General features: G+C 66.6%; 24 protein-coding genes. 19 read left to right on the top strand and 5 right to left on the bottom strand.

What is annotated here, in order from left to right; genetic code table 11:
* Positions 1–7: 7 nt before the first annotated feature.
* From JQN66_RS13250 to rpsN, 8 genes are all read left to right on the top strand, one after another.
* Complete coding sequence (locus JQN66_RS13250; RefSeq protein WP_204675462.1) at positions 8–1,231, top strand: ABC transporter substrate-binding protein; 1,224 nt, start codon at positions 8–10, stop codon at positions 1,229–1,231.
* Positions 1,228–2,367, top strand: coding sequence for an ABC transporter ATP-binding protein (locus JQN66_RS13245; protein ID WP_204675461.1), 1,140 nt, complete (start codon positions 1,228–1,230; stop codon positions 2,365–2,367). The genes JQN66_RS13250 and JQN66_RS13245 overlap by 4 nt, the downstream gene beginning before the upstream one ends.
* Positions 2,364–3,290, top strand: coding sequence for an ABC transporter permease (locus JQN66_RS13240; protein ID WP_204675460.1), 927 nt, complete (start codon positions 2,364–2,366; stop codon positions 3,288–3,290). Before JQN66_RS13245 ends, JQN66_RS13240 begins: the two co-directional genes overlap by 4 nt.
* The gene (locus tag JQN66_RS13235) at positions 3,291–4,082 is read left to right on the top strand and encodes an ABC transporter permease (protein ID WP_188949449.1); all 792 of its coding nucleotides are present in this window, start codon (positions 3,291–3,293) and stop codon (positions 4,080–4,082) included.
* Positions 4,083–4,370: 288 nt separating this feature from the next.
* Positions 4,371–4,871 carry a MarR family winged helix-turn-helix transcriptional regulator gene (locus JQN66_RS13230; protein ID WP_188949467.1) on the top strand — a complete coding sequence of 167 codons (501 nt, stop codon included), beginning with the start codon at positions 4,371–4,373 and terminating at the stop codon, positions 4,869–4,871.
* Between the two features lie 330 nt (positions 4,872–5,201).
* On the top strand, positions 5,202–5,438 hold the full coding sequence (gene rpmB / locus JQN66_RS13225; RefSeq protein WP_047119910.1) for a 50S ribosomal protein L28: 237 nt from the start codon (positions 5,202–5,204) through the stop codon (positions 5,436–5,438).
* A 2-nt stretch (positions 5,439–5,440) separates the two neighbouring features.
* Positions 5,441–5,611: a 50S ribosomal protein L33 gene (gene rpmG, locus JQN66_RS13220; protein ID WP_022874359.1), complete on the top strand. Its 171-nt coding sequence runs from the start codon at positions 5,441–5,443 to the stop codon at positions 5,609–5,611.
* A 3-nt stretch (positions 5,612–5,614) separates the two neighbouring features.
* Positions 5,615–5,920, top strand: a complete 306-nt coding sequence (gene rpsN, locus JQN66_RS13215) for a 30S ribosomal protein S14 (RefSeq protein WP_047119909.1) — start codon at positions 5,615–5,617, stop codon at positions 5,918–5,920.
* 60 nt (positions 5,921–5,980) lie between these two features.
* On the opposite strand, the gene JQN66_RS13210 is transcribed toward rpsN, so the two are convergent.
* Positions 5,981–6,592: a DnaJ family domain-containing protein gene (locus JQN66_RS13210; protein WP_204675459.1), complete on the bottom strand. Its 612-nt coding sequence runs from the start codon at positions 6,590–6,592 to the stop codon at positions 5,981–5,983.
* A gap of 132 nt (positions 6,593–6,724) precedes the next feature.
* Here JQN66_RS13210 and JQN66_RS13205 point away from each other — a divergent pair, with 132 nt between their 5' ends.
* The 11 genes from JQN66_RS13205 to JQN66_RS13155 all read left to right on the top strand — a co-directional run bounded on the left by JQN66_RS13205 (position 6,725) and on the right by JQN66_RS13155 (position 18,411).
* The gene (locus JQN66_RS13205; RefSeq protein ID WP_204675458.1) at positions 6,725–7,717 is read left to right on the top strand and encodes an SDR family NAD(P)-dependent oxidoreductase; all 993 of its coding nucleotides are present in this window, start codon (positions 6,725–6,727) and stop codon (positions 7,715–7,717) included.
* A gap of 169 nt (positions 7,718–7,886) precedes the next feature.
* Positions 7,887–8,171: an HU family DNA-binding protein gene (locus tag JQN66_RS13200; protein WP_047119907.1), complete on the top strand. Its 285-nt coding sequence runs from the start codon at positions 7,887–7,889 to the stop codon at positions 8,169–8,171.
* A gap of 272 nt (positions 8,172–8,443) precedes the next feature.
* Positions 8,444–8,728, top strand: a complete 285-nt coding sequence (locus JQN66_RS13195; protein ID WP_047119907.1) for an HU family DNA-binding protein — start codon at positions 8,444–8,446, stop codon at positions 8,726–8,728.
* A 140-nt stretch (positions 8,729–8,868) separates the two neighbouring features.
* Positions 8,869–9,477 (top strand): hypothetical protein, encoded by a 609-nt coding sequence (locus JQN66_RS13190; RefSeq protein ID WP_204675457.1) that lies wholly within the window; start codon positions 8,869–8,871, stop codon positions 9,475–9,477.
* A 49-nt stretch (positions 9,478–9,526) separates the two neighbouring features.
* Positions 9,527–10,111: a copper resistance CopC family protein gene (locus JQN66_RS13185; RefSeq protein ID WP_204675456.1), complete on the top strand. Its 585-nt coding sequence runs from the start codon at positions 9,527–9,529 to the stop codon at positions 10,109–10,111.
* Between the two features lie 94 nt (positions 10,112–10,205).
* Positions 10,206–10,775: a copper chaperone PCu(A)C gene (locus tag JQN66_RS13180; protein ID WP_204675455.1), complete on the top strand. Its 570-nt coding sequence runs from the start codon at positions 10,206–10,208 to the stop codon at positions 10,773–10,775.
* On the top strand, positions 10,768–11,934 hold the full coding sequence (locus JQN66_RS13175; protein WP_204675454.1) for a Dyp-type peroxidase: 1,167 nt from the start codon (positions 10,768–10,770) through the stop codon (positions 11,932–11,934). Before JQN66_RS13180 ends, JQN66_RS13175 begins: the two co-directional genes overlap by 8 nt.
* 98 nt (positions 11,935–12,032) lie before the next feature.
* Positions 12,033–14,117, top strand: coding sequence for a bifunctional copper resistance protein CopD/cytochrome c oxidase assembly protein (locus JQN66_RS13170; RefSeq protein ID WP_229777366.1), 2,085 nt, complete (start codon positions 12,033–12,035; stop codon positions 14,115–14,117).
* Positions 14,110–14,850 carry a hypothetical protein gene (locus JQN66_RS13165; protein WP_204675453.1) on the top strand — a complete coding sequence of 247 codons (741 nt, stop codon included), beginning with the start codon at positions 14,110–14,112 and terminating at the stop codon, positions 14,848–14,850. Before JQN66_RS13170 ends, JQN66_RS13165 begins: the two co-directional genes overlap by 8 nt.
* Before the next feature lie 181 nt (positions 14,851–15,031).
* Positions 15,032–16,939, top strand: a complete 1,908-nt coding sequence (locus JQN66_RS13160) for an NHL domain-containing thioredoxin family protein (RefSeq protein WP_204675452.1) — start codon at positions 15,032–15,034, stop codon at positions 16,937–16,939.
* 218 nt (positions 16,940–17,157) lie between these two features.
* Positions 17,158–18,411: an MFS transporter gene (locus JQN66_RS13155; RefSeq protein ID WP_239464010.1), complete on the top strand. Its 1,254-nt coding sequence runs from the start codon at positions 17,158–17,160 to the stop codon at positions 18,409–18,411.
* A 3-nt stretch (positions 18,412–18,414) separates the two neighbouring features.
* Here the strand turns inward: JQN66_RS13155 and JQN66_RS13150 are convergent, their stop codons facing one another.
* The 4 genes from JQN66_RS13150 to JQN66_RS13135 form a co-directional block, all read right to left on the bottom strand.
* Entirely contained in the window at positions 18,415–19,437 is a 1,023-nt protein-coding gene (locus JQN66_RS13150) for a zinc ribbon domain-containing protein (protein ID WP_188948689.1), read from the bottom strand.
* 61 nt (positions 19,438–19,498) lie between these two features.
* Positions 19,499–21,214, bottom strand: coding sequence for a helicase HerA-like domain-containing protein (locus JQN66_RS13145; RefSeq protein ID WP_204675451.1), 1,716 nt, complete (start codon positions 21,212–21,214; stop codon positions 19,499–19,501).
* Positions 21,215–21,260: 46 nt separating this feature from the next.
* Positions 21,261–22,034 carry an amino acid ABC transporter ATP-binding protein gene (locus JQN66_RS13140; RefSeq protein ID WP_275439034.1) on the bottom strand — a complete coding sequence of 258 codons (774 nt, stop codon included), beginning with the start codon at positions 22,032–22,034 and terminating at the stop codon, positions 21,261–21,263.
* Positions 22,021–22,686 (bottom strand): amino acid ABC transporter permease, encoded by a 666-nt coding sequence (locus JQN66_RS13135; protein WP_204675450.1) that lies wholly within the window; start codon positions 22,684–22,686, stop codon positions 22,021–22,023. The genes JQN66_RS13140 and JQN66_RS13135 overlap by 14 nt, the downstream gene beginning before the upstream one ends.
* Positions 22,687–22,699 lie beyond the last annotated feature (13 nt).

The raw sequence follows: 22,699 nt of genomic DNA, 5'->3' as shown, positions 1-22,699 counted from the left end.
GCACGACATGACGCGCCAACGCGCTATCAACACCCAGCGCCGACGGCTGTTGCAGGGCATCGAGCAGGCACAGGCTTCACGCCGCTCGGTGCTGGCCGGGGCGGCGGGCCTGGCCCTGGCCGGGCTGCTCTCCGCCTGCGGAACCAAGGGCAGCAGCGCCGGGCCAGCCGGCGCACTAGACCCGGCCACCGATTTGTCGGAATCCGAGGCCGTGGTGAACTGGGCCAACTGGACCCTGTACCTTGACTACGACGACAAGGCCAAGCACTACCCGACGCTGCAGCGCTTCATGCAGGAGAGCGGGCTGAAGGCCAAGTACGTGGAGGACATCGACTCGAACGACTCCTACTACGGCAAGGTGCAGGCCCAGCTGGCCGCCGGGCAGGACATCGGCCAGGACCTGATGGTCTTCAGCGACTGGATGGCCGAGCGCGTCATCCGCCAGGGCTACGCCCAGGAGCTGGACCATGCCAACATCCCGAACATCAAGAACCTGCTGCCTGCGCTGCGCGACGTGCGCTTCGACCCGGGACGCAAGAAGTCGCTGACCTGGCAGTCCGGCTACACCGGCCTGGTTTGGAACAAGGAGGCGTTCCCCAAGGGCCTGCGCAATGTCGAGGACCTGTGGGATCCGGCGCTCAAGGGCCGCATCTTCGTGCTCGACGAAATGCGCGACACCATGCCGATGCTGATGCTCGACGACGGCGTGGACATCGCCGGGGCCTGGGGCCCGGACGAGTACGGACGGAGCCTGGAGGTGCTGGACCGCAACATCCGCAACGGCCAGATCCGCCAGGTCAAGGGCAACGCCTACAAGCAGGACCTGATCAGCGGGGACGCGATCGCCGGCCTGTGCTACTCGGGGGACATCACGCAGCTGAACTTCGAGGAGGGCGGCAAGTGGGAGTTCGTGCTGCCCGAGCGCGGCGGGCTGCTGTGGAGCGACAACTTCCAGGTGCCCCTGGGTTCGCCGCACAAGAAGAACGCGGAGAAGCTCATGGACTTCTACTATCAGCCCGACGTGGCCGCGGAGGTCGCCGCCTACGTGAACTACCTCTGCCCGGTGCTCGGAGCCCAGCAGGAGATGGAGAACTTCGACCCCGAGCTCGTGGAAGACCCGTTGATCTTCCCTACCGAACAGTTCCTCGCCAACACCAGCACCGAGCGCGAGCTGTCGGTGGAGGAAGAAACAGATTTCCAGAACCAATTCCAGGAAGTGATCGGGGTATGAACGCGAATCTTGCACCCACCCTGCCGGACACCCGCACCTCGGGCGCGGACCTGCACCTGCGCGGCATCACCAAGCGCTTTGCCGAGTTCATCGCCGTCAAGGAGCTGGACCTGCTGGTCCCCTCGGGCACGTTCTTCGCGCTGCTGGGCCCCTCGGGCTGCGGCAAGTCAACCACGCTGCGCATGATCGCCGGCCTGGAGGCGCCCAGCGAGGGCAGCATCTCGATCGGCGGCACGGACGTCACCTCGCTGCCCAGCCACAAGCGCCCGGTGAACACGGTGTTCCAGTCCTACGCGCTGTTCCCGCACATGAGCGTGCTGGAGAACGTCGCCTTCGGGCTCAAGCGCAAGAAGGATCCGGAGGCGATGGCCAAGGCCCAGGCCGGGCTGGACATGGTGGAGCTGTCGCACCTGGCCAACCGCAAGCCGGCACAGCTCTCCGGCGGCCAGCAGCAGCGCGTGGCCCTGGCCCGCGCGCTGGTCAACCGCCCGCAGGTGCTGCTGCTCGACGAGCCGCTGGGCGCGCTGGACATGAAGCTCCGCCGCCAGATGCAGCTGGAGCTGAAGACCATCCAGACCGAGGTGGGCCTGACCTTCATCCACGTGACCCACGACCAGGAAGAGGCCATGACCATGGCCGACGTCGTCGCGGTCATGAACGAGGGGAAGATCGAGCAGATGGGCCCGCCGCGCGAGCTCTACGAGTTGCCGCGCACCGCCTTCGTCGCGAACTTCCTTGGCAAGTCCAACCTGATGCGCGGCGAGGTGACCGGCAAGCGCGCCGGGCTGCTGGAGGTCGACGTCGCCGGGCGCAGCGTGCTGCTGCCCGAGGACCGCGCGGTGCAGACCAGCGGCCAGGTGGTGGTGGGAGTGCGACCGGAGAAGATCACCATTGACCGCAGCTCCTCCGGCGCCGCGCACAACGAGCTGTCCGGCACCGTGATCGATGTGTCCTTCACCGGCACCACCACCGAATACCTGGTGGATGTGCCGGGCATCGGGCGCATCGGCACCTTCTCGCAAAACCGCGGGCAGCAGCCGGCGGCCGTGGGGGACACCGTCTACCTTTACTGGGAGGCGGACTACTCCTTCGGCCTGGCCGGCGACGAGCGCATGGATGCGGGGGTGGAACAATGACGCAGACCATAACCAAGTCCGGGCTGAGCGACCTGCGCAGCAAGGACGAGATCCGCGCAGAGCGCCGCAAGGGCCGTACGGGTGTGTATCTGGTGGCTCCGGGCCTGCTGGTGCTGGCGCTGTTCTTCGCGCTGCCAGTGGTGGTGCTGCTGGCCATGAGCCTGTACGTGAAGCCGCCGGGTGCGGAGATCGGCGAATTCGTGCCGGGCTTCGAGATCGGCAACTACGCCACGGTGCTCTCGGCCTACTGGCCGGAGCTGCTGCGCTCCTTCGGCTTCGCGCTGGTCGCCACCGTGCTGGCGCTGCTCATCGGCTTCCCGATGGCGTACCTGGTGGCGGTGCGGCTGCGCGAGAAGCCGCTGCTGCAGGGCATCCTGCTGGTGCTGCTGATCGCGCCGTTCTTCTCCAGCTTCATCCTGCGTACGCAGGCCTGGAAGCAGATCCTGGCCGACGAGGGCTTCATCGTCCAGACGCTGAAGTTCGTGGCGATCTTGCCGGCCGACGGCCACCTGACGGCGACACCCTTCGCCGTCGTCGCCGGCCTGACCTACAACTTCCTGCCCTTCATGGTGCTGCCGATCTACGCCAACCTGGGTCGGCTGGACACCCGGCTGCTGGAGGCCGCCGGAGACCTGTATGCCAGCCCGGTGAACTCCTTTGCCAAGATCACGCTGCCGATGAGCGCCCCGGGCATCTTCGCCGGCACGCTGCTGACCTTCATCCCCGCCGCCGGCGACTACGTGAACGCCGCGCTGCTGGGCAACAACCGCAACACCACGATGATCGGCCAGGTGATCGATTCCAGGTTCTTCAAGGTCATCGACTACCCGGGGGCGGCCGCGTTGAGCTTCATCCTCATGCTCTCCATCCTGATCCTGGTCACGATCTATATTCGGCGTTTCGGCACCAAGGAGCTGATGTAAATGAAACTGGGACGCTGGTTTGTTCCCGTCGTCGGCGGCTTGGCCTTCGTCTACCTGCTGGTGCCGATCGTCTACATCTTCGTGTTCTCGTTCAACGATGCGGGCCGCACCAACCTTGAATGGCGGGGCTTCACCTGGGACAACTGGGCGAATCCCTGCGGCGCTCCGGCGGTGTGCGAGTCGCTGGCGAATTCGCTGCAGGTCGGCATCGTCGCCACGCTGATCGCCACCGCGCTGGGCACCTGCATCGCGCTGGGCCTGGTGCGCTACAAGTTCCGCTTCCGCAAGCTGACCGACGTGCTGATCATCTTGCCGCTGGCCACCCCGGAAGTGGTACTCGGCGCCTCGCTGCTGGCGCAGTTCCTGAACCTGGGATGGGAGCTTGGCTACTGGACCATCGTGATCGCGCATACCGTGTTCTGCATGTCCTTCGTGATCGTCACGGTCCGCGCCCGGGTCTCCTCGCTGGACCCGCGGCTGGAGGAAGCCGCCGCCGACCTCTACGCCTCCCCTCGGCTGGCATTCTGGAAGGTGACCTTCCCGCTGCTGCTGCCGGGCATCGTCGCGGCCGCGCTGCTGAGCTTCGCGATGAGCTTCGACGACTTCATCATCACGAACTTCAACTCCGGGAACTTCCAGACCTTCCCGAAGTTCATCTACGTTTCGGCGACCCGCGGCATCCCCGCGCAGGCCAACGTGATCGGCTCGGCGATGTTCATCATCGCGCTGCTGGTGGTGATCATCGGCCAGATCATCAGCTACCGCAAGAAGAAGCAGCTGGAAAAGATCTAAGCGCACCTGTTACAGAGGGAACCTGGAACATCCAGGTTCCCTCTTGCGCGTCCCGGCGGCGCCGTGCCGCGGCTTCGCGCTGCCGATCGGGGAGGAAAGCACCTGCCCTGGACCCCGCACGCCGCTTCCTTCCAAGCGAGTGGCAAAATGCTGCCCGCATGGCGCGCTGCGCGGCGATTCCCCGGCCGGCAGGTGAAACAGCGGGGGAGCGTTTGCGGCCCTGCAGCGCAATACCGCCGCTCCGCTTATATGCTGGGAGTGATGCACGACCGAGGATGGGACAACTTCATGGGCAAGACGCCAGTTTGGCTTTCGGAGCAGGAGCGCGAAGCGTGGCTGGGACTGAATGCGGTGCTGACGCTGCTGCCCGCCGCCCTCGATTCGGACCTGCAGCTGCTGGAAGGTATCACCCTTTTCGACTACCACATGCTGGCGATGCTCTCAGAGTCCGCAGACCGCAAGCTGACCATGACCAAGCTGGCTTCGCACACCAGTGCCTCGCTCTCGCGCCTGTCGCACGTGGTGAAGAAGCTGGAAGTCCGCGGCTGGGTGGCCCGCGAGCAGTCCGCGGAAGATGCCCGTGTGAAAATCGCCTCATTAACCGACGCCGGGTGGGAAGCCGTGGTGCGCATGGCCCCTCGCCATGTGGCCACAGTTCGCTCACTGCTCTTCGAATCGCTCGATGACAAGGACGTTAACGATCTTCGACGAATTACCCGCAAGTTGACTGCGGGGATGGACCCGGATCATTGGATCCTGCAGGACCCCTCCGCGGATTTGGAACCCTGAGGAATTCTCGATAAGCTAATCTGGCGTTAATCGCGTATGCCGTAATGCCAATTTTTGGGATCTTGGCATGCACGAATAGCCCGTAATACCGAATGTCGCAACCCACTGAGTACGGGGAAAATGCTCGATCGGCTGCGAAGTTCACCGTCTTACATACTTTAAGGCTCTTCGGTTGGTTCTCACCCAGCCTGGTTTCTTCCTAGTGTGCAGTAATAACGGTGTTTCACTGGTTGGCGGGACTCATAACGCAGATGTGGTGCCGATATTCACTTATGGGCAGCACGCGCGAGTACCGCCGAATTTTTACTACTAACTAACTAAGGAGTGATCATGGCAGCTGTTTGCCAGGTAACCGGTACTACTCCGGCCTTCGGACATAGCATCTCCCACTCGCACCGTCGCAACAAGCGTCGTTTCGATCCGAACATCCAGAAGAAGACCTACTACGTGCCTTCGCTGCGCCGTAAGGTGACCCTGACCCTGTCGGTCAAGGGCATCAAGGTCATCGATGCCCGTGGTATCGACGCTGTTGTTGCAGACCTGATTGCGAAGGGTGTGAAGCTCTAAAAATGGCAAAGAAGGATAAGGACGTACGTCCGATCATCAAGCTGAAGTCCACCGCCGGCACCGGTTTCACTTACGTCACCCGTAAGAACCGTCGTAACGACCCAGACCGCATGGTTCTGAAGAAGTACGACCCGGTAGTCCGCAAGCACGTAGAATTCCGAGAGGAGCGCTAAGACATGGCCAAGAAGTCCAAGATCGCAAAGAACGAACAGCGCAAGGTCATCGTCGAGCGCTACGCTGAAAAGCGTCTCGAACTGAAGAAGACCCTGATCGATCCAAACGCCACCGACGAGGCTCGCGAAGCAGCCCGCGTCGGCCTGCAGAAGCTGCCACGCAACGCTTCCCCAGTGCGCGTCCGCAACCGCGACGCCATTGACGGCCGCCCGCGCGGTACCTTCCAGAAGTTCGGTATCTCCCGTGTTCGCTTCCGCGACATGGCACACCGTGGTGAGCTTCCGGGCATCACCAAGTCTTCCTGGTAAGACCTGCAAGTCTTCTGACTTAGCGAAAGCCGCTCTCCTTCGGGAGGGCGGCTTTCGCCTTTAACCCTGCTTCCTGCGCCGCCACCAGCGGCGCTTGGCCTGCTCCGGGTCTTTCTCGGGAGCCGGGGTGGCGCGGTGGCGGCGCTGCTGCCAGGCCAGGACTTCGGCCGTGGCGTCGCGCAAAGCGGTGATCACCGGGGGCCCGCCAAGGAGCTGGCGCCGGGCCTCGACGACACGCTGGTTGAAGTCTTCGATGTGCTCGCGCACCGCGGCCTCGCTGGGCAGCTGGTCCAGCGTCTGGTCCATGTGCTCATCCTCCACGCGCAGGGTCAGCGCGGGCGGGCCGAGGCCGGAGATCTTCTCGCGATGCATCATCGACTTCAGCCACCAATCCGGATCGGTGGTGCTGGTGATATGGTCGATGTTCTTGCCGGCCAGGGCGAGGTTGTCGAAGTCGCCGCGGGCGAAGGCCTCGTCCAGCACGGAGTTCGCAACCTCCCAGGCCTCGTCCTGCGCGTAGAACTGCAGGGGAGTGCGCGGAGCCTTGTCCACCGGCGCCATGCCGGTGGCGTCGGCGTATTCATCAACCGGCAGCGGTTCGCCAGCCGACTGGCTCATCTTGTAGCGGGCGGCATTCAGGGCCGCGTCTTCATCAGGCTTCGGGACACCCATGGCCCCATTTTCCCACCGTGCCAGCGGGCGATCAAGGATCCCGGCCGCGTGCGGGCGGGCTCGGCGTATTCACAGCGGAACCGTATCGAGCCTTCCGGGGCCCGCCGCGGGAGGCATAGTAGCGTTGAATGCATGCAGCAAGCCACAGCTAGACACTCAGCACCCCGATACGTGCAGCCGCTGGGCGACGTCCACGCAAACCGCGCCCGCTGGGCCGGCCTGGGCCGGGGCAGGACCGCCGTGGTGACCGGGGCCAACGCCGGGCTCGGCTTCTTCAGCGCGCTGGCCCTGGCCCACAGCGGGGCCACCGTGTTGATGGCCTGCAGGAACCAGTCGCGCGCCGAGCGCGCCGCTGCGCAGATCCGCCGGCGGGTGCCGTTGGCGCAACTTGAGTTCATGCAGTTCGACGCGGATTCCATGGCCTCCGCGGTGGGCCTGGCCGCTGAGCTGCGCGGGCGCCGCATCGACGTGCTCGTCGCCAACGCGGGCATCATCCATACCCCGCACACACGCCAGCCCGGGCTGCTGGGCTACGAGCAGGTCATGACGACCAACGTGATCGGCCACGCCCGGCTCCTGGGGGAGCTTGCTGCAACTTTTGCGGCGCATCCCCTGCGCTTCATCGCGTTGGGTTCGATGTCAACCCTGATGCTCAAGGCGGACTTGCAGAACCTGAAGCTGGAACGGGACTACCACCCCTACCGCGCCTATGCGCAGTCCAAGGCGATGCTGCAGGGAATGGGGCTGGCCCTGGACCGGCGCCTTCGACAGCTGTCCTGGCCGAGCCGCTCCATCACCGTGCACCCGGGCTATTCGGTCTCCGGGCTGACCCCGCAGATCCCCGGCGTCAACGAGCCGGGCTTCGGCAAGCGACTGCAGGGGCAGCTGCAGGCCGGTTTCGCGCAGGGCAAACACCAGGGCGCCGTCGCGATCGTCGAAGCGGCGCTGAACCCTCACCTCGCCTCCGCCTCGACCGGCGTGTACCTGGGACCGAAGTACGTCTCGAAAGGCCCAATTGCACTGGCCAGCCCGGCAAAAATCACGCGGAGCAAGGACCTGCACCAGCGTGCCTGGGAACTGTTCAAAGAGGCGAACGACGGATTCGACCCGTTCGCACACGGCTGATTACGTGAAGTATCACACCTCGAATCGCGGGAGAAACTCCGGGGATTCCGCGGATTGATGCAGGAAATGACGGTTGTTGCTGGTAAGTTCATCTCTGATAAGTCCGTGCGACCGCGCGGCGTTCGAGGTCTGAATCGGGCCTTGGACCACTAGTCCAGGAGGACATACATTGGCTATGAACCGTAGCGAACTTGTTGCCGCTGTTGCAGCGAAGACCGAAAACTCCCAGGTTGCCGTCAACGGTGTTCTGGATGCTGTTTTCGACGTTTTCGTTGAGCAGATCTCGCAGGGCGAGAAGGTTTCGATCCCAGGTTGGCTGGCAGTGGAGCGCACCGACCGTGCCGCTCGCACCGGCCGCAACCCGCAGACCGGCGAAGCCATCGAGATTCCTGCTGGCCACTCGGTGAAGCTGACCGCTGGTTCGAAGCTGAAGGCCGCTGTCGCCAAGAAGTAGGACCCAGATCCTTCCCGACGCCGCCCGCCGGATCGACGCCTAGCTTCGATCCGGCGGGCGGCCTCGTTAAACGTTTTAACGTCGATCGGGTCAAGAATTGCCGCCGTTGGACCCAAAAAATGGGCAATAGCTGAAAAATTCCCGGAGAATACGCTGTTTTCGGGCGTTTCTCTCCCTCAGGTTTGGTATGTTCTTGACTGATAAGTCCGTGCGACCGCGCGGCGTTCGAGGTCTGAATCGGGCCTTGGACCACTAGTCCAGGAGGACATACATTGGCTATGAACCGTAGCGAACTTGTTGCCGCTGTTGCAGCGAAGACCGAAAACTCCCAGGTTGCCGTCAACGGTGTTCTGGATGCTGTTTTCGACGTTTTCGTTGAGCAGATCTCGCAGGGCGAGAAGGTTTCGATCCCAGGTTGGCTGGCAGTGGAGCGCACCGACCGTGCCGCTCGCACCGGCCGCAACCCGCAGACCGGCGAAGCCATCGAGATTCCTGCTGGCCACTCGGTGAAGCTGACCGCTGGTTCGAAGCTGAAGGCCGCTGTCGCCAAGAAGTAAGCACCGCATGCTTGTCTGAAGGCCCGGTTCCGCGCAATATCGCGGAACCGGGCCTTTTGCCGTTACGCACTTTGAGGCATACTTCTACTTCGCGTAGAATCAGCTGAGATCACCTAATTATCGACGAACGGCAGACCCACGTGCACAAGAACCCAGCGATCCGCGTAGTCCGCGGTTGGCTCGCGGCTTCCGTGTGCACCTGGACCGCTTTCGCCGCACACGCGCACCAGTCACCGACCAAGATGTCGCTGATGGTCATGATGCTGATCACCTGCGTCTCGGCCGTGGTCGCCATGGCGATGCTGGGACGCAAATTCTCGCTGTGGGCCACCAGCTTGGTGGTTGTGCTCAGCCAGGGGCTGTTCCACTTGTCGCTGTCGGTGATGAGCCACGGCGAAACAGGGCCCCTGACCGCGATGGAGCACGCGGCCCACCACGGCCCCGTGGACCTCTCGGGCCAAATTGTCGTGCAGTACGCCCAGGTGCAGAGCGAATCGATGCTCTACGCCCACATCCTTGCGGCGGCAACCAGCATCCTCGTGCTGAACGGCGCCGAGCGGCTGCTCGTTCCGCTACGCGGGGTGCTCACCTTGGGATCCGCCCGGCTGCTGCTGTTCCTGATCCGCATTCCAGTCCCGGAACTGCGACCGATTCCCGGCTACTACCCGCTGCGTTTTCAACTCAAGCTTGCGCAGCTTGGCAGACTGCCCGAACGGCGCGGACCGCCTTCCTTCGTATTGAGCGCGTGAACCCCATCAATACGAACTCCCCGGACACCGGGGAACTGGAAGGACTACTGTGAAACTGCGCAAGAACCTCTCCCGAATGATCGCCGGCGCGGCGGTCGCGATGCTGGCGGCTTTTGGAACCGTCGGGGCGGCCAACGCCCACGACTACCTCACCGGCTCCAGCCCGGAGAACGGTGCGAGCGTGAAGAGCTCGCCGAAGGACATCACGATGACCTTCTCCGCCGAACTGCAGCAGCTCTCCGGCACGGACTCGACGGTTGCGGCCCTGAGCCAGGCTGGCAAGAAGATCCCGACCACCGCCAGCACCAAGGGCACCACCGTCACCGTTGTGCCGGATGCCGAACTTGCCTCCGGCGAGTACACCCTGGCCGTGCGGGTGATCTCCTCCGATGGACACCCGGTCGAGGACTCCATCAGCTTCACCGTCGAGGTCCCCGCCTCCGCGGCTGCAAGCGCACCCGTTTCGCAGACCGCGGCCGCTTCGCCAAGCGCGGATGAGCCCACGGTGCAACCGGTCCAGCCGGTGCAGGACCTGGGCGCAGGGATGAATCCGGTTGTCTGGATCATCGCCGGCGTCGTGGTCCTGGGCGGCGTGATCGCCGTGCTGGTCAAGTTCATGCGCAACACCAAATAATCTTCCCCATCCTTAACCGGCGCGTACGACGTGCCGTGATTGCGCACGCCTAGAAACCGTGCCGCCGGTTGCACACCGAAAGCTTGAGAAACTCATGAACACCAAGAACACCCTGAAGACCACCGCCGCCCTGCTCGGACTGGGACTGCTGCTGACTGGCTGCGCCCAGGACGGCGCGAATGCCAACGGCGCGGCCGCGTCCGAAAGCCCCGCCACCCAGGCCTCGGCGCTGCAGGCCAGCGAAACCTGGGCCAAGGCTGCGCAGGACGGGATGACCGCCGCCTTCGGCGTGCTGCACAATTCCGGCACCGCCGACGTGGAGCTGACCAAGGTCGAGGACAAGGCCGGCAACGTCATCCAGATCCACGAAACCACCGGAACCGGCGCCGACGCGAAGATGTCGCAGCTGGACGGCGGGCTGAAGATCGAAGCCGGCAAGGATGCGATCCTCGAACCGGGCGGAACCCACCTGATGTACATGGATCTGAAGGCGCCGCTGGTCGCCTCGGAAACCGCCCAGCTGACCCTGGTCTTCAGCGACGGGTCGAGCACCGAGGTGCCGTTCGAAGTCCGCAACTTCACCGGGGCCAAGGAGAGCTACGAAAACCACGAGGGCATGGACCACAAGGACATGGACCATGAATCGATGAACCACGATGGCTAATGCGCCAACGCGCCGGATGCTGCTGGGAACCTCGGCCGCCGCGGCGCTGGGCGGCGTGCTCGCCGGCTTCGGCACGTCGCAGGCCGTGGCCGGGCAGGCCCCGGCCGCGGCGCCGGCACCGCAGGGTCCGCAGTACCTCCCGTTCCACGGGAAGTACCAGTCCGGAATCCTGGATGCGCCGCAGGCCCACGCGGTTTTCATCGGCTGGAACCTCAACTGGCGCGAGGGCGGCAAGAAGGACCAGCTGCGCTCGCTGCTGAAAATGATCACCGACGACGCGCAGCGGCTGACCGCCGGACGCGGGGTGCTGGCGGACACGGAAGCCGAAATGGCCGCCGGCCCCAGCGACCTGACGGTGACCGTCGGGGTGGGCCAAAACCTGCTGGAGGTCATGGGCGGGGCAAAGGTCGGCACGCTGCCGGGCTTCGCGGGGGACAAGCTGCAACAGCGGTACGGGCAGAGCGATCTGCTGATCCAGTTCTGCGGACAGGACCCCACGGTGCTGGCCCACGCGGTGCGCGCCGTGTCCAAGAACTTGCGCGGGCTGGCGGAGAAGCTGTTCACCCAGCGCGGGTTCATGCACCAGCGCGGTTCTTCGGGCACCTTCCGCAACCTGTTCGGGCAGCTCGACGGCGTGAACAACCCCAAGGCGGAGGCCCGCGAGCTGGCAGTGTTCGGCACCCCGGATGAGCCCAGCTGGATCGCCAACGGCACCACCCTGGCGCTGCGCCGGTTCGAGATGGACCTGGAAGGCTGGGACGAGGTCGCGACGGCGGGGCGGGACTTCTCGCTCGGCCGGCGGCAGTCGGACGGCTCGCCGCTGACCGGCAGCGGGCCTGCGGACCCGGTGGACCTGGACGCGGTGAACGAGGTGGGGCTGCCGGTGATCGGGGCGAACTCCCACGTCGCGCTCGCGATGCCGCGCAGCGCGCAGGAGGTGATCCACCGTCGGGGCTACAACTTCGTCGACGGCGAGGTCAGCGGCCTGCTGTTCGCCAGCTACCAGCGCGATCCGGCCGCCAGCTTCATCCCGCTGCAGCAGCGGCTGGCGGAGGCCGACCTGCTGAACACCTGGCTGACCCCGACCGGATCGGCGCTGTATGCGATCCTGCCGGGGATCGAGCCGGGGATGTACCTGGGACAGCAGCTGCTGGGCTAGGTTGCTGCCGGCCGGCGGTGTGAGATGCACCGCCGGCCGGCAGAAAACCGCCTGGCCGCTTCTGCTCCGGCGCGGCCAAGTGAGATGATTGAAAGGTTATGGCCATAGAAACTGCACAGCGCGAGAGCGCGCCCCCAGTCACCCGCTTCATCCTGCCGGGGATCCTGGCGATGGCCCTCACCTTCGTGGTGGCGGTGCTTTTCGCCGGTATCGCCGTGCCGAGCCTGCTGGGAGACCCCGGGCCGTTCGTGCGCTGGGCGCTGCCCGCAACCCGGGCCATCCACCACACCTCCATGGCGCTGGCCGTGGCCGCGCTGATCTTCGCGGCGGCCATCGTGCCGCGCGCCAGGAAGGCCAAACGGGCGGGCGCCGGCGAAGCCGAGGACCAGACGCACGACCACCCGGCATTCATCCGCAGCATGAACATCGCCGCCGGTGCCGGCGTGGTGTGGACGCTGGCCGCCGCCGGGGTGCTGATGCTGACCTTCTGGGACCTGGCCGGCACGCCGATCAACCTGCGCCCGGAGTACTCCGTGGCGATGCTGGACTACATCATGGGCATCACCACCGGCCGCGCCTGGGCGTGGATGGTCGTGATTGCGGCGATCACCACCTCGCTGGCGCTGGCAGTGCGCTCGAAGACCGGGGTGGGGCTCAGCGCGGCCTTCTCGATGTTCGGCATCATCCCGCTGGCGTTCATCGGCCATGCCGCCGGCGGCGACGACCACTTCGCAGCCGTCAATTCGATCGGCCTGCACCTGCTGGCCGTGGTGCTGTGGTTCGGCGGCATCATGATGCTCGGCCTGCTCGCCCCGACGCTGGGCGGCGAGGCCCCGGGCCGGCAGCGCGGCCAGCTGCTGGCCGGCGTGGTGCTCAAGCGCTTCTCCGCCGTGGCCACCGGCGCGGTCTTCCTGATGATCGGCTCCGGGGTGGCCTCCGCGGTGATCCGCGTGACCGAGGTCGGCCAGCTGTTCTCCACCTACGGCTTCCTGCTGATGGGCAAGGTGCTGCTGACGCTGATGCTCGGCGCGTTGGGCCTGATGCATCGCCGCCGGGTGATTCCGAAGCTGCTGGCCGGCGACTACAGCACCCTGAAAGCCGCCTGGAGCGTGGTGGTCGGCGAGGTCGTCATCATGGCCGCGGTCATGTCCCTGGCCACCGTGCTGGGCCGCACCGCGCCGCCGACCAGCGACGAAGCGCCCCCGGTGATGTCCCCGGCCCGCGCGCTGACCGGGTACGACCTGCCCGAGGCGCCGAGCATGTCCAGCTGGTTCACCGTCTGGCGCATGGACTGGATCTGGGTCGCCGTGTGCCTGTTCGGCCTGGCGTTCTACCTGTGGGCGTTCATCACGCTGCGCCGCCGCGGCGACAAGCCGAGCTTCCTGCGCCTGGCCAGCTGGATCGTCGGGCTGGTCGCGCTGTTCTACGTGACCAGCGGCGCCGTCGCGGTCTACGGCAAGGTGCAGTTCTCCACCCACATGATCGACCACATGTCGCTGACCATGATCGTGCCGATCTTCCTGGTGCTGGGCATGCCGGTGACGCTGCTGCTGCAGGCGCTTGCCCCGCGCACCGACGGCACCCGCGGCCCGCGCGAATGGATCAACTACATCATCCACTCGCGCTACTCGAAGGTGATCACCCACCCGATCTTCGCCGCGGTGAACTTCGCCGGGTCGATCGTGGTCTTCTATTTCTCCCCGGTGCTGGAACCGGCCATGGTCTACCACGCGGGCCACGAGTTGATGAACCTGCACTTCCTGCTCACCGGCTACCTGTTCGCGCTGTCGCTGATCGACGCGGACCCGGTCCCGAAGCGCTACCCGTATCCGATCCGCCTGGTGGCGCTGCTGGCCACCGTCGCCTTCCACGCGTTCGTGGGCGTCGCGCTGATGAGCACCACCCAGCTGCTGGCCCCGGACTACTTCGGCAACATGGGCCGCACCTGGGGCGGCAGCGCCATCGCCGACCAGGAACTGGGCGCCGGCTACATGTGGGCGATCGGCGAGGTGCCGACCCTGGTGCTGGCCATCATGGTGGCGGTCTCCTGGCTGAGCCAGGACAACAAGGACACCAAGCGCTACGACCGCAAGGCCGACCGCGACGGCGACGCCGAGCTGGAAGCGTACAACCAGATGTTCGAGCGCTACAAGAAGATCGACGAGAAGGATACCCGTGGCTAAGAAGTTCACCGCAGTCCTGGCAGCGGGCCTGCTGCTCACCCTCAGCGCCTGCGCTGCCGAACCGGCCGACATGCCGCAGGACGAGACGCACAAGATCGCCTCCGAGGGCTCTCCCACCCCGACCCCGGAGGTGCAGGACCTGAGCACCGCCGAGGTCGCCGCAACGGCCGGCGCGGTGATCGCCGCCAAGCTGGGCTTCCCGAACTCCGCGAAGATCCAGGGCGAGGACCTGGCGGCACTGGCCGAAAAGCCCACCGACACGCTCAAGGACATCGTGGTGCTGCCGGGGAACTGCGCGGCCCCGGTCGACGATTTGAACTGGTCCCCGGTGCAGCTGGGCACCGAGGCCGCGCGCACCGACTTCACCAACGAGTCGCAGAACATCACCGGTTCCATCGAGGTCGCCAAGCTGGAGAACGATAAGGACCGCCAGGCGCTGCAGGAGCACTTCGCGAACGTATCGACCATTCTGGCGGACTGCCAGAGCGTGAAGATCAACGGGCTGGACTACTCCGAGACCCTGAAGTTCTCCGACCCGAAGGTGGAGTCGGCGGATTCGGCGCTGTACTACACGCGCAACGGCAAGTACCCGCAGGACTCGCTGGTGCTGATCACCGCCGCCGGGGACTACGCCGGCATGGTCTCCTTCGTGTCCTCCAAGCCGCTGGACGACAAGACCTTCAACCAGGTGGCCACCAGCATCCTGGACACCGCGATGACCCAGGTGCAGTAGCGCCCCTGCAACAGGTGCGCGGGAATACCGCGCGGCGCGGGCCGGTTGCACTGCACAGGCGGCGAATCCGGCGCCTGCCGGGGCGGAACTCAACGTTGCTTAACACCGTTAGTCCCTTTTCACGGGGTGGCGGATAATTGAAGACAATCTGCCACACCCAGGCAACTGCGAAAGGATGCCCATGAGCGCCACTTCCGATTCGGTCCGAGCCAACTACAAGGTCCGCGCCAGCGAACTGCTGGGCCGCAACTGGCTGAATACCGGCGGCAAGCAGCTGGATCTCGAAGCACTGCGCGGCAAGATCGTGATCCTGGACTTCTGGACCTTCTGCTGCATCAACTGCCTGCACGTGCTCGACGAGCTGCGCCCGCTGGAGGCGCAGTACTCCGACGTGCTGGTCACCGTGGGCGTGCACTCCCCGAAGTTCGAGCACGAGGCCGACCCCGAGGCGCTGGCCGCCGCCGTCGAACGCTACGAGATCCACCACCCGGTGCTGGACGACCCGGAGCTGGTGACCTGGCAGGCCTACGGCGCGCGCGCCTGGCCGACCCTGGTGGTGCTGGATCCCGAGGGCTACATCGTCGCGCACCTGTCAGGCGAGGGCCATGCCCAGGGGCTCGGCTCGCTGATCGAGGAATTGATCCAGGAGCACGAGGCCAAGGGCACCCTGCACCGCGGCGACGGCCCCTACGTGGCCCCGGAAGCCCGCGAAGGCGACCTGCGCTTCCCCGGCAAGGCCGTGGCGCTGGAGAACGGCAACTTCCTGGTGGGCGACTCCGGCCACCACCGCCTGGTGGAGCTTTCCGCCGACCTGCAGCTGGTGCGCACCATCGGCGCCGGGGTGAAGGGCTACGCGGACGGCGGCGCGGACACCGCGCAGTTCAACGAGCTGCAGGGGCTTGCCGTGCTGCCGGCGCAGCTGGCCGCGCAGGTGGGCTACGACGTGGTCGTCGCCGACACCGTGAACCACCGCCTGCGCTCGGTGAACCTGGCCACCGGCGCCGTGGGCACGCTGGCCGGCAACGGCGTGCAGCGGCTGCTGGACGCGGACACCGCGCGCAGCGCCGAACAGCCTACGCAGCTGGGCACCGACGCGCTGAACATTTCGCTGTCCTCCCCGTGGGACGTGCTCTACCACCCGTCGGGGCGCATCATCATCGCGATGGCCGGCACCCACCAGATCTTCGCCTTCGACCCGCGCACCGGTGCCGTGTCGGTGTTCGCCGGCAGCGGCCTGGAAGGGCTGGCCGACGGCGCGCCGGCCGAGGCCTGGTTCGCGCAGCCTTCGGGCCTGGCGCTGGCCGGCGAGGACGTGTGGGTGGCCGACTCGGAGACCAGCGCGCTGCGCCGCATCGAGATCGCCGACGGGCAGGCCGTGGCAGTGCACACCGCGATCGGCGCGGGCCTGTTCGACTTCGGCTTCCGCGACGGCGCGGCGGAGCAGGCGCGCCTGCAGCACCCGCTGGGCGTGGCGGTGCTGCCGGATCACTCGATCGCGATCGCCGACTCCTACAACGGCGCGGTGCGCCGCTTCGACCCGTCGAGCAACACCGTCTCCACCCTGGCCAAGGGCCTGAAGGAACCGGCCGACGTGCTGGTGGACACCGGCGTGGACGGGGATCCGGTGCTGCTGGTCGTGGAGACCAACACCCACCAGCTGGTGCGCATCCCGATCCCCGCCGAGGCGCTGGTGGTGGACGAGGGGGCCAGCCAGACCCAGCGTCCCAAGACGCGGGTGCAGGCCGGGGACCACGAGATCCAGGTGCGCTTCGCCGCGCCGAAGGGGCAGAAGCTCGATGACCGCTGGGGGGATCCGACCCAGCTGAAGATCTCCGCCAGCCCCGAGGAGCTGATCCTGCACGGCGCGGGCACCTCCACCGGCCTGACCCGCACGCTGAGCCTGAACCCCCAGATCGCCGAGGGTGTGCTGCACATCACCGCGCGCGCGGCCGCCTGCGACGGCGAGCCCGGCGGGGAAATCCCCGACCACGCGGCCTGCCACCTGTACCAGCAGGACTGGGGCATCCCGGTGCTGCTGGATGCCGAGGGCGAGAACGCGCTGCTGCTGGACCTGCGCGGCGTGAACTGACCAGCCGCACTGCATGGCACCGGCCTCGGCCGTTAACCCGCCGTCGTGCCGGTGGGCTCGGCCACCCGAGGCGACGCCACCGGTCCCGGCGGTTTCCCCGCGGGCGCGCGGGCCCGGGCGGATCGCTCGCAGGGGAAATCTGAGGAAGCCTCAGTAAATTCCGCGCGCGCATGGCTAGACTGGATGCGGGAGGCGCCGGAGGGATCCGGCAGATACTGATGGCATCGCAAATGTTCCGGGCTCTGGAAATACCCAACTACCGCAACTGGGTGGTGGGCGCGCTGGTTTCCAACATCGGAACCTGGATGCAGCGCGTCGCGCAGGACTGGCTGGTGCTGACCATCCTCACCGACAACGACGGCACCGCCACCGGCATCACCACCGGCCTGCAGTTCCTGCCGATCCTGCTGCTGGGGCCCTACGCGGGGCTGGTGGCCGACCGCTTCAACAAGCGCCGGCTGCTGATTGCCACGCAGGCGTTCATGGGCGTCTGCGCGATCGTGCTGGGCCTGCTGGTGGTCACCGGCACCGCGCAGCTGTGGCATGTGTACATCCTGGCGACGCTGCTGGGCATCGGCGCCGCCTTCGACGCCCCGGCCCGCCAGGCCTTCGTCTCCGAAGTGGTTCCCGGCACCCACCTGGCCAACGCGGTCGCGCTGAACAGCGCGAACTTCAACCTGGCCCGGCTGGCCGGCCCCGGCGCGGCCGGCGCGCTGATCGCCGCCGTCGGCACCGGCCCGGCCTTCCTGGTCAACGGCGCTTCGTTCCTGGCGGTGATCTCCTCGCTGGTGTTCATGCGCAAGGACCAGCTGCACCCGGCCAAGCCGGTCAAGCGCGAGCGCGGGCAGGTGCGCGAGGGCTTCCGCTATGTGAAGGGCCGGCGCGACCTGCTGCTGATTTTCGGCCTCGCCTTCGTGATCGGCACCTTTGGGCTGAACTTCCAGATGACCAACGCGATGATGGCCACCGAGGCCTTCGGGGTGGGCGCCGGCGAATTCGGCATCCTGGGCAGCATCATGGCGGTGGGCACCTTCGGCGGCGCGCTGCTGGCAGCGCGGCGCTCCAGCCCGCGCTGGCGCTACCTGATCGGCGGCGGCATCGCCTTCGGCATCGCGGCGCTGGCCAGCGCGTGGATGCCGAACTACGTGCTCTTCGGCATCATGCTGGTGCCGGTGGGGCTGGCGTCGCTGACCTTCCTGAACAGCTGCAACACCATGGTGCAGACCTCGGTGCCGGCCCAGTACCGGGCGCGCGTGCTGGCGCTGTACCTGATGGTGGTCATGGGCGGCACGCCGATCGGCTCGCCGCTGATCGGCTGGCTGGCCGAGGAGCTGGGGGTGCGGGTGGCGGTGTCCATCGGCGCCGGGCTGTCGCTGGCCGCGAGCATCGCGGCGCTGGTCGCCTGGCAGAAATTCCGCCACGACGCGGTGCCGCTGCGCGCGCAGATCCGCGAGATGCTGAACCTGCGCTAGCCGCTAGCGGGCGGCCTGCTCGCCTCCGGCCACGGGCACCACGGACACCTCGGTGGTGCTGGTGGTCAGGTGGGCGGTGAAGGAGAACTTCTCGGTGACCTTCTTCGCTTCCTTGGCGCCGGTGCGCAGATCCTGCTCCACCAGGTTCACGCTGGCCTTGACCTCCAGCGGGGCCAGGATCCAGGCGCCGTTGTAGTAGCTGACGTCGATGGTCGGGTACTTGTCGATGGACCACTTGATCGAGGAGGAATCCACCCGGGCGGTGGTGTTGTAGGCGAACGGGCAGCCCGAGGGCATCAGCACCTGCTGCGTGGCGCAGCCATCGAGGTACTTCTTCACCTTGGTGCTGATGGAGGCGATGAACTCCTTGGTGGGCTGGGTCTTCAGCGCGATCTGCACCGGCTGCTTGCCGACCCCGGTGACTACCACGCCGCGGGTGTCTGCCTGGAAGTTCTTGGTGCTGAAGCTGGCGTCGAGCACCGCCGGGTAGAACACCGGCAGCGTGCTGGTTCCGGCCTTCAGCGGGATGGCCTGCTCGTTGACGTTGACCTCGTTGACGGTGTTCGCCTTGATCTTCACCGTCGGCAGCGTGGAGGGCTCGAAGGCCCAGGTGTCGAAGAACAACCAGTTCTTTCCGGTGTGGCGCAGCGTGTAGGTGGATTCCTTGTCCACCCCCGCGGCCTTGTAGTGCGCGGTCACCAGGCGCAGGTCCGGATCCTTGTCGCTGGGCACGGCGGCGTCGACGGTGAAGTCCGTGATACCGTCCTGGGTGCGCTTGAGCACCTCGCCGTCCAAGGCGACCGCATCGCCCTTGGGCACCGCGGCCTGCATGAGCCCCAGCGCGCGGGCGCCGTCGCCCGCGGCCAGGTACTGCTGCAGCGAGGCGACCTGCTGCTGCGGGGAGAAGAGCAGGCGGTTGGCGGCCAGCGCACCGCCGACCAGCAGGGCGATGACGACAACGGCGGCGATGGCCCACCGCACGGCGATGCGCGATGCGGTGACGGGCGCTGAGGTACGAGAGTTCATCACGTAGTAGGCTATCGGTTTTCACCGCCGACCCTGAAACCGGGCTACTTATTGCGGTGTTTCACCGCCGTTTGCGCCTGCGGGTGCCGAACATTCCGCGCAGCACCTCGCGCCCGAGCATGTTCGCCGCATCCAGCGCGAAATCCAGCAGCTCGCCGGTCTGCGCGCGCTCCGCCTGGCGCCGCGGGGAGGCCTCGCCCCGGGGCTTCGATTCCTTGCCCTGCCGGGCGCGCGGGGCCGGATCGGGTTCCGGGGCCTGCCGGTAGTCCGGCATCGGGAAGTCGCTGGCCGGCACCGTGGTGGGTTTGCCCAGGATGGATTCGGCGATGCGCCGGGCCTCCTCGTCGATCTCCGCGCTGCCCGGAGAGCCGGGGGCCGCCGGTTCCGGGGTGCGGGGCGGGGCGGCAGGCGGCGCGTCCACGGGTTGGCCTGCGGCAGGTTGCCCGGTGAGCAGTTCATGGGCTGAATCGCGGTCCAGCGCGGTGGAGTACCTGGCCGCCAAGGACGAGGCGGCGATGATGCCGGACACCACCGGTGCGTCGGCCGGTCCGATGCGCGAACCCGGGGAGGTCAGGCGGGTCCAGGCGGCCGGAGTCGGCACGCCCTTCTCTCCCAGCACCGTGATGACCGCTTCACCCACGCCGGCCTGGGTGAGCGCGGTCTTCAGATCCAGCGCGCCGGCCGGGAACGTGCCCATGACCTTCTTGAGCGCCTCGGCGTCCTTGGGGGTGAACACGCGCACCGCGTGCTGCACCCGGGTGCCCAGCTGGGCCAGCACCTCGTCGGGCAGGTCGGCGGGGGACTGGGAGATGAAGAACAGGCCCACCCCCTTGGAACGGATCAGGCGGACGGTGGAGATGATTGCCTCGGTGAACGCCGCGGATGCTCCCTTGAACAGCAGGTGCGCCTCGTCCAGGAAGAACACCAGCTTGGGTTTGTCCAGGTCCCCGGCTTCGGGCAGCTCGTCGAACAGGTCCGCGAGCAGCCACATGAGAAAGGTGGAGAACAAGAGCGGCTGGCGGTTCAGCGCGGGCAGCTCCAGCACGCTGATGACGCCGGTGCCCGCGCTGCGCAGCAGGTCCGCGGTGTCGAATTCCGGCTGCCCGAAAAACGGGTCCAGGCCCTGCGCCTGCAGGATGCTCAGCCCGCGCAGGATCACCGAGGCGCTGGCAGGGGAGACCCCGCCCAGGGTGCGCAGGTCCTCCTTGCCCTCAGCGCTGAGCAGGTGGTCCAGCACGGACTTCAGGTCCTTGAGGTCGTCCAGCGGCAGCTTGCGGGTATTTGCATAGTGGAACACCAGCTGCAGGACCTGCTCCTGGGTCTCGTTCAGCTCCAGCACGCGGGCCAGCAGGATGGGGCCGAAACAGTCCACGGTGGCGCGCACCGGGATGCCGTCGCTGCCCTGTCCCAGGGCCAGGAATTCGACGGTGTTGGAGCGGGCGGTGAAGGCGTGGCCGATGCCGGACAGGCGCTCGTCGAGCTTCGCGCTGGGTTCGGCCGGCTGGGCCAGGCCGCTGAGGTCGCCCTTGATGTCGGCCAGGAACACCGGCACCCCGGCAACCGCCAGCTGCTCCGCCATCACCTGCAGGGTGACCGTCTTGCCGGTGCCGGTGGCGCCGGCGATCAGGCCATGGCGGTTGAGCATCGACAGCGGGACGCGGACCTGCGCTTCGGGGCGCACGGCCCCGTCGACAATCGCGGCGCCCAGTTCCAGGCAGTCGGTGGTGAAGGCGTACCCGTTGATCAGGTCGGTCAGCAGCGCGGATTCCATAGCCATAGCCTAGTGCAGGAATTCCTCGACCGGCAGGGGATCCGGCGCTGCCCTAGAACGGGTGCAGCAGGCGCTGGACGAAGGCCTGGGTGCGCGGGTTCTGCGGCGCGGCGAGCACCTGGGAGGCGGGCCCGGTTTCCACCACCACCCCGCCGTCCATGAACACCACGGTGTCCGCGACGTCCCGGGCGAAGGCCAGCTCATGGGTCACCAGCACCATCGACCAACCCTCCTGGGCCAGCTCCTTGATCACCACCAGCACCTCGCCGACCAGCTCCGGGTCCAGCGCGCTGGTCGGCTCGTCGAAGAGCAGCAAATCCGGCTTGAGCATCAGCGCGCGCACGATGCCGACGCGCTGCTGCTGCCCGCCGGAGAGCGAGTTCGGGTAGGCCTGGGCCTTGTCCGCCAGCCCGACGCGGGCCAGCAGGGCCGTGGCCTGCTCCATGACCTCGGCGCGCGGCCGTTTCTGCACCTCCAGCGGTCCCACGGTCACGTTCTGCAGCACGCTCAGGTGCGGGAAGAGATGGTGGCCCTGGAAGACCATGGCGGAACGCTGGCGCAGGATCTGCGCCTTCTTCGGCTTGAAACCAGCGCTGAAGGAGACCTCGGGCCCGCCGGCGAAGGCGACGGTGCCGGCGTCCGGGATCTCCAGGCCGTTCAGGCAGCGCAGCGCCGTGGTTTTGCCGGAACCCGAAGGCCCGATCAACGCCACCACCTCGCCGGCGTGCACCGTGAAGTCGATGCCCTTGAGCACCTGGTTCGCCCCGAAGGACTTGTGCAGGCCGGTGACGGCGAGCAGGCTGGCGGCCGGGTTACTTGGCGACATACTTTTCAAGCCTTCCTTCCAGTGAATTCTGCAGGGCGGAGAGCAGCAGGCAGATGACCCAGTAGATGCCGGCCGCGGTGCAGTACAGCAGCATGAACTCGAAGGTCACCGCGGTGATCTCCTGCGCCTTGCGGAACATCTCGCCGACCAGGATGATCGAGGCCAGCGAGGTGTCCTTCACCAGGGAGATGAACGAGTTGGACAGCGGCGGCACCGCGACGCGGGCGGCCTGCGGCAGGATGATGCGGTACAGCGTGCGGGTGCGCGACATGCCGACCGTGTAGCCGGCCTCCCACTGCCCGGCGGGGACCGAGAGGATCGCGGCCCGCAGGATCTCGGCGCAGTAGCCGCCGGTGTTCAGGCTGAACACGATGATGGCGCTGGGCCACGGGTCGATGGTCAGCCCGAGCGAGGGCATGCCGTAGAAGATCACGAACAGCTGCACCAGCAAGGGCGTGCCGCGGATGATCGAGATGTAGACGCGGGCGATCGAGGACAGCACCCTGCTGCCGCTGATCCGCATCAGCGCCATGAGCAGCGCAACTGCCAATCCGATCGCGAAGCTGATGACGGCCAGCGGAATGCTGGCGGTGATCGCGGCCTGGGTCAGCGGCCAGAGCGAGTCGAGGAACAACTGCCAATTCGAGTCCATGGGTCACCTTTTG

This window comes from Glutamicibacter protophormiae, assembly GCF_016894325.1.
GTDB lineage: Bacteria > Actinomycetota > Actinomycetes > Actinomycetales > Micrococcaceae > Glutamicibacter > Glutamicibacter protophormiae.
The sequence above is the reverse complement of the archived record's forward strand: the minus strand, read 5'-3'. Positions and strand labels throughout refer to the sequence as shown.